The organism is Actinomadura physcomitrii (assembly GCF_008923205.2).
GTDB lineage: Bacteria > Actinomycetota > Actinomycetes > Streptosporangiales > Streptosporangiaceae > Spirillospora > Spirillospora physcomitrii.
Genome location: NZ_WBMS02000061.1, coordinates 15706 through 28900, shown reverse-complemented (window position 1 = coordinate 28900; position 13195 = coordinate 15706). Strand labels below are relative to the sequence as shown.

Genomic DNA, 13195 nt, shown 5'->3' with positions numbered 1-13195 from the left:
GACACCGATGACCAGGGCTCCGGCGTTCTCGTGTTATCGATCGTGATGTCCGATTGTGAGGCCGAGGGTGGCGAGGCAGCGGTGGGGGTCTCGCTGGTGGTGGCGGTTGGCGGCGGCGATGTTGGTCCAGCCGCAGAGTTTCAGGATGCCGATGGCGAGGTTGCGCAGAGTGGCCATGGCCGCGGGCCCGTGGCCGGCGCGGATCTGGGAGGCGTCCTCGCGGTAGGTGACATCCCTGACGTGGTGCAGCGCCTCGATCTGCCAGTGCCGGCGGATCCAGGCGGCGAGTTCTTGGGGTTCGGCCTGGTGCGCGGCGAGGCTGGTGACGGCGAAGACGGTGACGGTCTTGCATCGTCCGCCGTGGCGGGGGCGGGTCCGGCGGGTGACGCAGATGGCCTGGGCGGCGTGCGGGAAGGTCAGTCCTTGGGCGACCGCGCAGACCTTGATGGAGCGGCGTTCGGTCCGGCCGTGTCCGTGATGGGTCTCGGTGTGCCCGGTCTCGATCTTGCGCCAGGGCAGCTGTTTGAGTTGCCGGTGCAGTGACGGCTGGTTCTTCTTCACCGTGAGGATGTAGTGCGCCTTCTTCTCCTCGACCAGGAAGACCGCGTGATCGCGTTGGGTGTGCAGGGCATCTGCCGTCACCACGACGTCGGCCAGGTTCAGGGGGCGCGGCAGCGGCGCAAACGCCGGGATCTCGTTGGTCTTGCCGCCGATCTCGGCCTGGGCGATGACGGCTCCCCGGCTGGTGCGGGCGGCCAGGAGGTGCAGCGCTCGGCCGGTGGCGGTGTGGTGTCGTGTGCCCCGTAGCGCTTTGCCATCGACCACGACTTGTTCTCGCCGAGGCCGCCGCAGGTCCCGGGCGCGGGTGCGGTCGGTGGGCTCGAACCTGGTCAGGTCGTTCAGCCAGGCACCGGTCGCCGCGGTGAGCGCCGCCGGGTCCACGCGCTCCAGCAGGTCACGGATGGTCGCCTCGTCCGGCACCTCATGCACACGCAAGAAGAGGTTGCAGCGGATGCCGAGCACGTCCAGGACCGAGGCGGGCGAGTCAGCGACCCACTCGCCGATCGCTGTGAACGACGTCGCTCCGGTCAGTACGGCCGCGACCGCCGTGGCCGGAAGCGATGTCAGTGAATGCCGTATCCCGCGAGGATCACGCGGGTCGGGCACCCACGCGAGGTGGGCGATGAGCTGCGGAATCTTGTTGGCCAGAGCATCACGGTCGGCTTCGGGCAGATCGGCCAGGTCGCCAAGAACAGCGGAGATCAGAGATGATGAGGGGGCAGGCACGGTCTTCTCATGTGATCGGAGAGCTTCAACACCTTCATGATCACGAAGGTCGTGCCTGCACGCATCTCCAGCCCAGCCCACCCCTGTCAGAACCGGACAGTCAGGCCGAGACTTCCACTACTCCGGGGCCCTGGGTCAGGCCTTCGACGGCGTCCTCGGTGGTCATGCGTTCGTCGAGGGCCGGGGAGGACGCCTCGATGGCGTCGACGGGATCGGCTACCGCGGTGGTCTCGGCCATGACCTGCAGCGAAAGGCGGACCGAGGTGGGGGAGCCGTCGAGGATCTCGGCCGCCAGCGCGCGGGCGCCCTCCAGCGCGGTGCCGGCGTCGACCACGCGGTTGACCAGCCCGTAGTCCCGCGCTTCTTCGGCCGAGAGGCGCCGGCCGGTGAGGATCATCTCGGCGGCAACCTTCGGCGGGACGGTCCTGGGGAGCCGGATCAGGCCGCCGGCTCCGGCGACCAGGCCGACCTTGACCTCGCTCAGGGCGAAGCGCGCCGTGGTGTCGGCGACGACGAGGTGGCAGGCCAGCGCGATCTCGCAGCCGCCGCCCATCGCGTAGCCGTTGACGGCGGCGATGACCGGCTTGGGGAGCCGGCGGCGGGAGGTGAGTCCGGCGAAGCCGTTCTTGGGCACCCACATCGGCTTGCCGGAGGCGGAGTAGACCAGGTCGTTCCCGGCGCAGAACGCCTTGTCGCCGGCACCGGTGAGGATCGCGACCCACAGGTCGGGGTCGGCGAAGTAGGCGTCGAAGATCTCGTCGAGCTCCTCGTTGGCCTCCGGGTGCAGGCTGTTGCGGACCTCGGGCCGGTTGATGGTGATCTCCAGCAGGTGCCCGTCACGGCGGACCAGGATGTGCTTATAGTCGTCCCGCAGCACCGGCGGACGCGCGGGGAACAGCTGGTCGATGCGGGTGTCGGAGACGGTGGCACGATTGCCGACCCCGAAGGAGCCCGCGTAGACACGGGTCTCCGCGGGGTCGCCGGTGGAGAGCCGGTCGAGCAGCAGCTCGGTGTCGCCGTCGGCGGTCTGGGCGATGAACCGCCGTCCGTCCGACTCCAGTCGGCCGATGACGATGCCGGTGAGTGCGCCGTTACGGTGGTACTTGACCATCCAGGTCTCGATCGTGGCCCAGCCGTCGGCCCGGAGAGCCTGTTCGGGGGCGGCAAGGGAGCTGATCTCCGCTTGCAGGTCGGTGCTGCGGGCGGGGCGCCATTCGGTGGGGGTGGTGGAGTAGACGCCGACCGAGTACTTGCTCATGGTTCCGTTGTTGGCGTCGACGAGTCCGAAGGCGCAGGGAGGGCGCGCGAGCGGTGGACGGTCTCGGCGATGGCGTGCATGGAGTAGTTGTTGCCCGCGCTGCCGAAGAACGGCAGCCCTCCGGTGAGGGTCAGGCCGCGCGGGTCGGCCGGATCCAGGCCCAGCCCGCCGCAGATGTTGAACACCGGGATGGGGAAGCAGCTGTACAGGTCAATGGTGGCCAGGTCGTCCACACTGACATCGGCGACCTCCAGCGCGTGCCGGGCAGCGGTCACCGAGGAGGGGCTGCGGCTGAGATCCTCGCGGTCCATCAGATCGCGTTCGCGCAGGTCGGCGTGGCCGTGCAAGAAAACCCACTTTTCCTGCGGGATGCCGAGAATCTGGGCCGTGGCGACCGACATCAGCGGCACGGCCGCGCCCTGGTTGACCTTTTCTCGGGCGACGATGTAGTGCGTGTAGGGGTCGGCGATGAGTCTGTTCTTCTCGGTGACGGTGGCCAGTTCCTCGGCGGACGCTGGACCGGCGCCGAGGCGTGCGGGTTGGTGGCGGCGACGTTGGTGAGGGGGGCGAGCAGTTCGCCCATCGCTTGCGTGTAGCTCTGGCAGCTGAGTTCCAGCCGCGCACGGCGCGCATTCTCGAACAAGGCGTACTGGCTCGGAGCGTCGGTGAGACCGTGGGTCGCCAAGTGCCGGGAGGTCAGCCCCTTCAGGCCGTAGCCGCGGTCCTCCAGGTCGCCGTCGACCTGTTCGGTGAAGTCGGGCCGGTCATCGCGTCCTTGGCCAGGCGCTGTGCGGTGGAGATGGCTTCCGAACCGAACACCAGCGCCGCCTGGCACGAGCCGGCAGCGATCGCGGCGGCGAGCTCGTTGACCAGGTGCTGAGGGCCCTGACCGCCGGCGACCTCCAGGATCGCTCGCGCGGGGGCGGCGCCGACGCGTTGAGCGACCGAGCGCGGGTAGTTGTTGGAGCGGCCCAGTGGCGCGGGCGCACCGGGTGTCGAGGTCTCGAACTGGCGGATGCCGGCGGCGGTGTCGATGACGGCCGCGACGATGCCGGGGGCGGCGCCGGTGTCGGTGAGGGCCTCGCGGGCGGCGTCGGCCGCGAGCTCGACGGGCGAGCGCAGAAGGTTCCAGAGGCTGGTGAATGCCGCCAGGTTCGTGGTGGTCTTGGCCGGGTGGCCGAAGGAACCTCTGGGGGGAGCGGTGACCGGGGTCGTTGCTTCGAGGACGCAGTCGACGTCCTGCTCTCGCAGCCAGCGGTCCCAGCTCACGGTCAGGTCCATCTTTCCAGTTGTGCCGGAGGATGGGCGTTCCCGAGTTCTGGCGCCCGCCCCCTTGCAAGGTCGACGAGCGCACCGACGTCTTGGCCATAGTGCGAACGGCGAGATGCGTACCGGCGGTGATGGGCCCAGAGCTCGGTGAGCAGGATCGTCATGGACTCGCCGTCGCGCTCCCGGCCAGCTTCGGCTTTGCTGGTCGGTGCGCCCTCGGTTTTCGTACCTGTGCACCGAGGTCGGATAGGGCGTCGCAAGCCGTGCGCAGCCCGGAGGCGACGTCCGGTGCCAGCGTATGGCCGTCGGCTCGGTCGGTGAGCGCCACGGTGATGCCGTTCAGGGGTGCCGAGCCGCCGCGAGCCGACGTGGTGGGCGGGATCCCTGCCGATTCCCGGCCGGTGAGCGTGGTGAACAGCAGGGTCCAGTCGGCCACCGTCCGCGCGATCTGCCGACCTGGTCGAGCGATGGAGCGAGTGGGATGGTGCCCGCGTTGGAAACCATGCCCGCGCTGGGTTTGAGGGTGCTCACGCCGCACAAGGCCGCGGGGATGCGCAGTGAGCCGGCGGTGTCCGTCCCGAGTGCCGCAGGAACCATGCCCGCAGCCACGGCCGCCGCGGAGCCGCCCGCCGTCCGTGTCGGATCCCAGGGGTTTCCGCATTGGTCCGTGGTGCTTCCGGCCGCGAACTCGTGGGTGTCCGTATGCCCGACCAGCACCATTGACGCTTCGCGCAGCCGTTTCCATGTTGCGCAGTGTCCTCCTCAGCCTTGTGGTCGGCGAGGACCGCGCTGGATCCGGTCAGCGGGAGAACGCGCACGCCGAGGACGTCCTTCAAACCGATCGGGATGCCGCAGAGCAGTGGAGTCGCCGAAGGATCCCGCGCGAGACGTGTGTCCGCAGCGGCCGCCGCTTCGAGCGCCCGATCCGGATAAAGGCGTACCCAAGCGTTGATCGCGTCGGGCGCACGGGCGGTGGTCGGTGGCCCACCGTTGGTCCGGACGATCCGAAGCTGCGTGTCCTGGAGCAGTTCGACGGGGGATGCCTCGCCCGAGCGCATCTTCCGCGCAAGGTCGATCAGGTCAGCGGCAAGGGTGCGCATAGGGGCCGCCTCGCCGCCGCTGATGTCTTCGGGCGAGAGCGTGTGCCGAGGATTCCGAGCGCACCTTCGCGTCCGGAGCATCGCCCGGATGGGCGGTCGCGGGGGTAAACGATCATGATGCTTCCCGCCGTGGCGCGGAGCCCAACGATCTTGAGGTCCAGCAACCGGTGAGCCCGTTCAGATTCCGATGCCAGCCGAGAGGAATCGGTCGAGGCCGCGCGCGTCCTCGACACCCGGGAACGGATTGCCGTATCCTAGATACTAGGATGCAGGATTCACGACATACGGATGGCTTGCGCGCTGATACGAGCTTGTTGCCTCCGGCGGTCGCGCGCTCTGTCCATGTCGACGACGTGGTGCGTCTCCTTGGGCGCGGCATCCGGCTCGAGTTCGGCTTGTCCGAGCTGCTCGGCCGGCTGCGCGAGCTGGTGGGGGCGCCCGTCGGAGTGATGTGGCCGGACGGCGCCGCCATTTTCCAATCGTCGGCTCCGGGCTCCGCGGCCCGCTGCCTGAGTACTGGGGAGCTGGTGTGGGTCGAACCGGGCGTCCAGCCGGAGTTGACGGAGGTGATCCTTGAGCAGCTCGCGATCGTCGCGCGTGGGGTGCGATTGCGCGAAGCAGTGCCGGACGCCGAGCACGAGCGCCTGGCGGTGCTCCTGACGGACGACGGCCGTGCGCGAGCGGTGCTGGCCGCGCTGGGCTTCTTGGTCCACAAGGCGATCCGCGTGCTCGTGATGGCAGGACCGGTCGACGGGATGCGCGGCCTTTTAGAGGCCGAGCGGGGGCGCGGCCAGCTCGTCGCGGGACGGACGGCGGCGGTTGTGGCGGCCGTGGTACCCGACCGGCCGGGGATCACCGAGATCGATGTCCCTGTCGGAGTTCGGATCGGGATGAGCGATCGCCGTCCGGTCACCGAGGTGGCGGCGGGCTGGACCGAGGCGCTGGCCGCGATCCGCTTCACGCAACCCAGTCCTCGCGCCCGGGGGCGTACCGGTTGGAGGAGTCGGTGCCGCTGGACGTGGCGACGGTCGGCGGCTACGGCATTCTCGCTCGCGAGCTCAGTACCGAACGGATCGGCGAGATCCCCGACGTTCAGGGGCTGGACCGGCTGGTCGAGGTGGAGGGGCCGGAGCTCGTGCGCATCCTGGACGCCGTCGTGGCAACAGGATCGATGCGGCAGGCCGCGGAACGGGTGTGCCTGCACCACAACTCGGTCGTCCGGCGGGTCGCGATGGTCGAATGTCACCTCGGCTTCGAGATCACCGAGCCCTACGGGCGCAACCGCATGTTCATGGCCGTGATGCTCCGAAGACTGCGCGACAGCGCGGCAGTGGTCGCCGGCGTCGGCGAAGAATGGCTACCGGTCGAGCCATCTGGATAGTGACCTATGGCGCAAAATCCTGGATCCTGTGTCCATGTCACAGGGGCGAACCGGCTCCTGTGACGGACCATGGATCGAGGTGGGCGGTAGTGGCGTTGGACGAGGCGACGCAGGCCTTCTTGAAGCAGATGGCGGAGGCCGGCGGCAAGCCGCTCCACGAGCGGACGCCGGGGGAGGCCCGTGCCATGGGTGCCGCCCTTGGGGAGCTCGCCGGCAAGGGGCCGGAGATGTGGCGTGTCGCCGAGCACTCGCTGGGCGAGCCGGGCGCCCGGTTCCTCGCTCGGGAGCTGGTGCCGGTCGCCGCACCTGAAGGCATCATCGTCTACTTCCACGGCGGGGGATGGGTCACCGGCCACATCGACCAGTTCGACACGCTCGCTCGGCGGCTGGCCGAGCGGACGCGCTGCACCGTCGTCCTCGTCAACTACAGGAAGGCGCCCGAGCACCCGTATCCGGCCGCTGTCGTTGACGCGTGGGAGGCCGTCCGCTGGGCTGCGGCCGGGTCGGGCGGCGGGGACGGTCGCGCGCTGCCAGTGATCGTGGCCGGGGACAGTGCGGGCGGCAACCTCGCGGCCGTCGTCGCCCTGCGGGCGCGTGACGCGGGGGGACCGCCGATCGCGCTGCAGGTGCTGGTGTACCCGGTCACGGACGCCGACCTGAACACCCCGTCCTACACGGATCCCGCCAACGCCCTGCTGCTCACCCGCGAGGGCATGAACTGGTACTTCGACCACTACGCGGCAGTGTCGGAGCGGAGTCGGCCGGACATCAGCCCGCTGCGCGCGGAGGACCTGAGCGGGCTGCCGCCCGCGGTGCTGCTGCTGGCGGAGCACGACGTGCTGCGCACCGAGCAGGACGCCTACGGTGCCGCGCTCGCGAGGGCCGGGGTGGAGACCGAGGTGGAGGTCGTGCCCGGTCAGACGCACGGCTTCTTCTCGATGGTGAACATCCTGCCAGGCCAGGAGACCGGGCTCGCGTTCGTGTCCGCCCGGATCCGGGACCGGTTGTCGTGCACGGCGCCGGCCGCTGAAGCGAAGAAAGGGAAGAGCAGTGCCGATTTCTGCTGAAAGCGACGCCCCGACCCGCGACGTGCTGGTCGTCGGCGCGGGCTTCTCCGGCATGTACGCCTTGCGCAAGCTGCGCGACGAGCTGGGCATGGACGTGCACGTGGTCGAGCGGGGCGAGGACGTGGGCGGGACCTGGTACTGGAACCGGTACCCGGGAGCCCGCTGCGACGCGGAGTCGATCTTCTACTCGTACTCGTTCGACGCGGACCTGCAACAGGAGTGGACCTGGACGGAGCGGTTCGCCACGCAGCCGGAGATCCTCGACTACTGCAGGCACGTCGCCGACCGCTTCGACCTGCGCCGCGACATCACCTTCGGGGACAGCGTCGTCGGCGCCGTCTTCGACGAGTCGGACGACCGCTGGACCGTGCGTCTGGAGTCCGGCGGCGTGCGCCGGGCCCGTTTCCTCGTGACCGCGGTCGGGTGTCTCGCGGCGAGTCCGCGGGTCCCGGACGTCCCCGGGCTCGACGACTTCGCCGGAGCCACGTACCACACGGGACGCTGGCCGCATGAGGGCGTGGACTTCACCGGGCTGCGGGTCGCGGTCATCGGTACGGGATCGTCCGGCATCCAGGTGATCCCGGAGATCGCGAAGCAGGCGGCCGCACTGACCGTCTTCCAACGCACGCCGAGCTACTCGGTACCGGCTCGGAACCGCGTTTTCGCCGAGGACGAGATCGCGCGGTTGAAGCGGGAGTATCCGGCGCTGCGGGCCGAGGCGCGCCAGACGGGCGGCGGATCCGTCCTGCCGCTGCCGCCGGGGAAGGCGGGCGACCTTAGCCCCGAGCAGCAGCGGGCCGAACTGCGAAAGCGATGGGAACTCGGCGGGCCCGGGTACATGTTCGCTTTCGCCGACAGCATGGTGGACGAGAAGGCCAACGCCGTCGCGGCGGACTTCGTGCGGGAGCAGATCCGCGAGATCGTCAGGGACCAGGACGTCGCCCGGCTGCTCTGCCCGACGACCTATCCGATCGGCGCCAAGCGGATCTGCGTCGACACCGATTACTACGCCACGTACAACCGTGACAACGTGACATTGGTCGACGTCAGCGGTTCGCCCATCGAGCGCGTCACGCCGAAGGGACTCGAAGTTGGCGGGCACGTGCACGAAGTGGACGCGATCGTGTTCGCGACCGGGTACGACGCCATGACCGGCCCGCTACTGCAGCTCGGTCTCCGCGGAGTCGGAGGTCGGACCCTGGCCGAGAAGTGGGCGGCGGGACCTCGCACGTACCTCGGGTTGGCGACTGCGGACTTCCCGAACCTGTTCATGATCACTGCACCCGGCAGTCCGTCGGTGCTGACCAACATGGTCGCGTCCGCCGAGCAGCACGTCGATTGGATCGCCGCGCACCTGGAGGCCCTGCGGGCAGCCGGGGCCACCCGTGTCGAAGCCGAGGTCGAGGCCGAGGACGCCTGGGTCGAGCAGGTCAATACCGCCGCGTCGTTCACGTTGTTCCCCCAGGGCAATTCCTGGTACATCGGCGCCAACGTGCCGGGCAAACCGAGGGTCTTCATGCCTTATGTCGGCGGTTACGCGTTGTACGGCCAGCAGATCGACGAGGTCGCTCGCGATGGATATCGCGGCTTCCGGCGCAACGCCGTGCTCGAGAAGGGCGAGCGGCCCGGCGGGTGACCCTGCGACGTCGCTCACGTTCCGTGTCGAGTATCCTGGATGTAGGATGCTTGCATGTCGACGAGTGTAGAGCCCGAGCAGCGCAGCCTGCAGGACGAGGCGCCGGAGGAGTCCTCCTTCCGGGAGAAACTGCGCGCCTGGCTGGCGGAACAGCACCTTCCCGTACTCTCCGGCTCTGACGGAGCGGGACGCACCGCGGAGGAGTATGACGAGGAGTCCGTTCGGGCCGCCCGCGATTTCCAGCGCCGGCTGGCCGAAGCCGGGTTCGCCGCGCTGACCTGGCCGGTGGAGTACGGAGGCCAGGGGCTGTCCTCCCGCTACGAACTCATTTTCCAGCAGGAGGTCGCGGGATACGAACTGCCCACGACCCTGCTCGGTGTCGGTTTCGGCATGTGCGGCCCGACGGTGCTCCGGCACGGCACCGATGAACAGCGCGCTCGGTACATCCCACCGCTTGTCAAGGGAGAGGAGATCTGGTGCCAGCTCTTCTCCGAGCCCGGCGCCGGGTCGGACCTGGCGAGTGTGCGCTCCCGAGCGGTGCGGGTCGACGGCGGCTGGCGGGTCAACGGGCAGAAGGTGTGGACGTCCGGCGGTCGGCACAGCCAGTTCGGCCTTGCTCTCCTCCGCTGTGACCCGGCCGCCCCCAAACACGCCGGACTCATGGTCGCGATCGTCGACATGGCCGACAAGGGAGTCGAGGTCCGTCCGCTGCGGCAGATGACCGGGCACGCCAAGTTCGACGAGGTCTTCTTGGACGATGTCTTCCTGCCCGATGAGCGGTTGGTCGGCGAGCCTGGCGAGGGCTGGACCGTGGCACGGACGACGTTGCTCAACGAGCGGGTCTCCGTCGCGGGCAACACCGCCCTGCGCGGTGGCAGCGTCTCGATGCTGGTGGCGGCTGCTCGGAGCGCCGGCCGGGAGCAGGAGCCGCGACTGCGGGGGAGGCTGGCGGACGCGTGGATCGACGAGCTGGTGCTCAGCCTGCTGCGGGAACGGACGAAACGGGCGATCGAGGCGGGCCGCACACCGGGACCTGAGGGCGCGGTGGGCAAGCTGGCGGCCTCCCGGTACATCCAGTCGGCGTCCCGGACCGGTGTGCTCATCCACGGTGAGGACGCCACGACGTGGGACGCCGACGAGGAGGGGGCGGACGAGTGGGCACTGCGCCTGTGCGCGGCGCCCGGTCTCGCCATCGGCGGAGGCACCGACGAGATCGTCAAGAACATCATCGGCGAACGGGTGCTCGGGCTGCCACGGGAACCGCGCGTGGCACCGACGGAGCCGGGCGTGAACGGCCGGGCGCCCGCGAAGGGGGAGAAGTGAAGAGCACCACGGGCGCGTTGCTGACTCCCGCCGAAGTGGCCGCGGGCGGGGCGGAGCTCCAGCAGGAGCATGCGGACCTCCGCGACTCGGTGCGGGCGCTGCTGGCCGATCGCAACCCCGAGGAAGCGGTGCGGGAACGCGCCGGGCGCAACGGGGACTTCGACCGGGCTCTGTGGCGGGACTTCGGCAGTGACCTGGGCGCCGCGGGTCTGACGATCCCGATCGAATTCGGTGGTCATGGTTACGGCTGGGTGGAACAGGCCATCACCCTTCAGGAGGCCGGACGGTCGCTCTACGGCGGCCCGTTGCTGTCGACCGTCGGACTCGCGATCCCCGCGCTCCTGGCCATAGACGACGACGGGGCCAAGCACGAACTGCTTCCGCGAATCGCGGACTGCTCGCTCCTGGCGACAGCGGCCCTGCCCCCTCTGGGGCACGAACCGGCCGTCACCGCGAGCGGCTCGGGCGGCGACGGCACCCTCTCCGGGACGCTGACGAACGTGCTCGACGGTGCTTCCGCCGACGTCGTCCTGCTGGCGGCCTCCGACGACCATGGCGGCTCGCTCTACCTGGTGCGACCGGGGCCGGGCGTGACGGTGCGTCCCCTTGCCGGCTTGGATCTCGCCCGTTCGCACGCGAGACTCGAACTCGACGGTGCTCCCGCGCAGCGGCTCTCGACCGGCGGGGGAGCGCAGATCATGGCACGGGTACGTGATCGGGCGGTCCTCGCGCTCGTGGCCGAGCAACTCGGCGTCGCCGAGCGGGCGTTGGAGATGAGCGTCGAGTACGCGAAGACCCGTGTCCAGTTCGACCGTGCCATCGGGTCGTTCCAAGCGATCAAGCACATGTGCGCGGACATGCTGGTCGGAGTGGAGTCGGTGCGGGCCCTGGTGGAGCACGCCGCCTGGCTCGCCGACAACCGGCCGGATCTCCTGCCGGCCGCCGCTGCGGCGGCCAAGGTGCGTTGCTGCGAGGTGGCGGGCTCGATCACCGCGGACGCCATTCACGTTCACGGCGGCACCGGTTTCACCTGGGAGCACCCGGCGCACTTGTACTTCCGCCGGGCCCGGGCGTCCGAGGTCCTGTTCGGTGCGCCGGATCAGTATCGCGCCGAGCTCGCCGACCGCCTCGCCCTCTGACCGCCCGGGCACTCGCGCCGCGAAGTCAGCCGACGCCTGGACGACGATACGGCCGCAGCCGGCGCTGACACGTCGCCCCTCACGCGCGAACTTCGTCGCGGTCGCCGCGCGGAACACTCGACAAGTGACGGCCGGCCGGTGCTGCAGCCCGGCCGGCCGCGGGCGTCAGCCGAGGCTCGCGGACGGCGTGTAGGAGCCGTGCACCCCGCGGAGCACCCCGTAGATCTCGCCGACCGTGGCGTACACGCGGACGGCGCCGGTGATCGACGGCACGCAGTTCTCGCCGTCCCGCGCCGCGCGGCCGACCTCTTCGAGCGCGGCGTCGACGGCACGCTGGTCCCGCTCACTCCGCACCTGCGCGACCCGCTTGCGCTGCTCCTCCTCGGCGCTGGGATCGACGGAGAAGGCGGGAACCGTGACCGAGGAGTCGTCGGCGTAGTAGTTCACCCCGAGCACCCGGCGGGCACCGCTCTCGACGTCCCGCTGGTCGTCGTAGGACTGCTGGGCGAGCCGCCCCGCGAAGTAGCCCGACTCGATGCAGCGCAGCGCCCCGCCGTGCTCCTCGATGACCTCGAGGTCCTCCCGGACGCGGGTGAGGATCTCGCTCGTGAGGGACTCGATGAGATACGAACCGCCGAGCGGGTCGGCCACCTTGGCCAGTGAGGTCTCCTCGGCGAGGACCTGCTGGGTGCGCAGCGCCAGCGTGACCGATTCCAGGGTCGGCGTGCCGAGCGCCTCGTCGTAGCTGGACGTGTTGAGGGTCTGGACCCCGCCGAGCACGGCCGCCAGCGCCTCGATGGTCACGCGCACGATGTTGGTGTGCGGAGACTGGGCGGTGAGCGAGGAACCCGCGGTGTAGGAGAAGATCTGCAGCGCTCGTGTCCCGGGTCCGGCGTGGTAGCGCTCGTCGAGCAGCTCGGACCAGGCGGTACGGGCGGCCCGGAACTTGGCGATCTCCTCCAGCAGGTCCATCCCGGCCGACAGGAACATGAACAGCTTGCTGGCGAACCGGTCGATGTCCACGCCGCGCCGCACCACCTCGTCAAGGTAGGCGATCGTGTTCGCGAGCGTCATTGACACTTCCTGCGGCGCCGTCGCGCCGGACTCGCGGATGTGGTAGCCGGACAGCGCCATCGGCGTCCAGTTGGGCAGGTGCTCGGCGGTGTGCTCGACGACGTCGGCCGCCATGCGCAGACCGGCCTCGGGCGGGAAGATCTGCGTCCCCCGGGCCACGTACTCCTTCAGCACGTCGTTCTGGATGAAGATCGCGATGTCGTTCGGGTCCGTGCCGCGCTTCTCGGCGAACGCGGTCACCAGGGCCACCCAGAGCGGGCCGATCGAGTTCGCGGTGGTGCGGATCTGCTTCACCTTCGACAGCGGGATCCCGTCGAACAGCGTCTCGAAGTCGGCGAGGGAGTCGACCGGCACCCCGACACGTCCCACCTCGCCGAGCGCGAACGGGTCGTCCGAGTCGAGGCCGAGCTGCGTGGGCAGGTCCAGCGCCACCGAGAAGCCCGTCTGGCCCTGTTCCAGAAGGCGCTTGAAGCGGGCGTTGGTCTCGGCGGCGGAGCCGAAACCACCATACTGCCCCATCACCCAGGGCCGGTCGTTGTAGCCGCCCGGCGAGATGCCGCGCGTGAACGGCGGTATGCCCGGCGCCGCCGGTTCGGCGGCCACATCGGTCGCTGTGTAGACGTCCCTGAGCGGGATACCCGAGCGGGTCGTGCCAGACATG

General features: G+C 69.8%; 13 protein-coding genes and 1 pseudogene. 5 read left to right on the top strand and 9 right to left on the bottom strand.

Translation table 11 applies throughout. The features are described from left to right. Positions 1–33: 33 nt before the first annotated feature. The 8 genes and pseudogenes from F8568_RS43025 to F8568_RS43005 form a co-directional block, all read right to left on the bottom strand. Positions 34–1287, bottom strand: coding sequence for an ISAs1 family transposase (locus F8568_RS43025; protein WP_202126039.1), 1254 nt, complete (start codon positions 1285–1287; stop codon positions 34–36). Between the two features lie 100 nt (positions 1288–1387). Then, on the bottom strand, positions 1388–2545 hold the full coding sequence (locus F8568_RS47365; protein ID WP_202126038.1) for an enoyl-CoA hydratase-related protein: 1158 nt from the start codon (positions 2543–2545) through the stop codon (positions 1388–1390). Continuing rightward, the gene (locus tag F8568_RS47360; protein ID WP_202126037.1) at positions 2542–2955 is read right to left on the bottom strand and encodes a hypothetical protein; all 414 of its coding nucleotides are present in this window, start codon (positions 2953–2955) and stop codon (positions 2542–2544) included. The genes F8568_RS47365 and F8568_RS47360 overlap by 4 nt, the downstream gene beginning before the upstream one ends. A gap of 295 nt (positions 2956–3250) precedes the next feature. Further along, positions 3251–3826, bottom strand: a complete 576-nt coding sequence (locus F8568_RS47355; RefSeq protein ID WP_202126036.1) for a hypothetical protein — start codon at positions 3824–3826, stop codon at positions 3251–3253. Between the two features lie 148 nt (positions 3827–3974). Continuing rightward, on the bottom strand, positions 3975–4250 hold the full coding sequence (locus tag F8568_RS47350) for a hypothetical protein (protein WP_202126044.1): 276 nt from the start codon (positions 4248–4250) through the stop codon (positions 3975–3977). Next, complete coding sequence (locus F8568_RS51350; RefSeq protein ID WP_407924519.1) at positions 4154–4549, bottom strand: amidase family protein; 396 nt, start codon at positions 4547–4549, stop codon at positions 4154–4156. Before F8568_RS51350 ends, F8568_RS47350 begins: the two co-directional genes overlap by 97 nt. A 32-nt stretch (positions 4550–4581) precedes the next feature. Continuing rightward, positions 4582–4872, bottom strand: a pseudogene (locus F8568_RS51345) (amidase family protein); the annotation flags it as partial. Between the two features lie 317 nt (positions 4873–5189). Then, positions 5190–5627: a hypothetical protein gene (locus F8568_RS43005; RefSeq protein ID WP_151599924.1), complete on the bottom strand. Its 438-nt coding sequence runs from the start codon at positions 5625–5627 to the stop codon at positions 5190–5192. Between the two features lie 293 nt (positions 5628–5920). Between F8568_RS43005 and F8568_RS43000 the strand changes: the two genes are divergently transcribed. From F8568_RS43000 to F8568_RS42980, 5 genes are all read left to right on the top strand, one after another. Next, the gene (locus tag F8568_RS43000; RefSeq protein ID WP_151599923.1) at positions 5921–6295 is read left to right on the top strand and encodes a helix-turn-helix domain-containing protein; all 375 of its coding nucleotides are present in this window, start codon (positions 5921–5923) and stop codon (positions 6293–6295) included. Positions 6296–6384: 89 nt separating this feature from the next. Then, the gene (locus F8568_RS42995; protein WP_151599922.1) at positions 6385–7362 is read left to right on the top strand and encodes an alpha/beta hydrolase; all 978 of its coding nucleotides are present in this window, start codon (positions 6385–6387) and stop codon (positions 7360–7362) included. After that, positions 7346–8998 (top strand): flavin-containing monooxygenase, encoded by a 1653-nt coding sequence (locus tag F8568_RS42990; RefSeq protein WP_328601299.1) that lies wholly within the window; start codon positions 7346–7348, stop codon positions 8996–8998. The genes F8568_RS42995 and F8568_RS42990 overlap by 17 nt, the downstream gene beginning before the upstream one ends. A gap of 54 nt (positions 8999–9052) precedes the next feature. Continuing rightward, the gene (locus F8568_RS42985; protein WP_151599921.1) at positions 9053–10321 is read left to right on the top strand and encodes an acyl-CoA dehydrogenase family protein; all 1269 of its coding nucleotides are present in this window, start codon (positions 9053–9055) and stop codon (positions 10319–10321) included. Next, positions 10318–11460, top strand: coding sequence for an acyl-CoA dehydrogenase family protein (locus F8568_RS42980; RefSeq protein ID WP_160573970.1), 1143 nt, complete (start codon positions 10318–10320; stop codon positions 11458–11460). The genes F8568_RS42985 and F8568_RS42980 overlap by 4 nt, the downstream gene beginning before the upstream one ends. Positions 11461–11625: 165 nt before the next feature. Here F8568_RS42980 and F8568_RS42975 read toward each other — a convergent pair whose 3' ends face one another. Next, the gene (locus F8568_RS42975; RefSeq protein ID WP_151599919.1) at positions 11626–13194 is read right to left on the bottom strand and encodes an acyl-CoA mutase large subunit family protein; all 1569 of its coding nucleotides are present in this window, start codon (positions 13192–13194) and stop codon (positions 11626–11628) included. Position 13195: the final 1 nt, after the last annotated feature.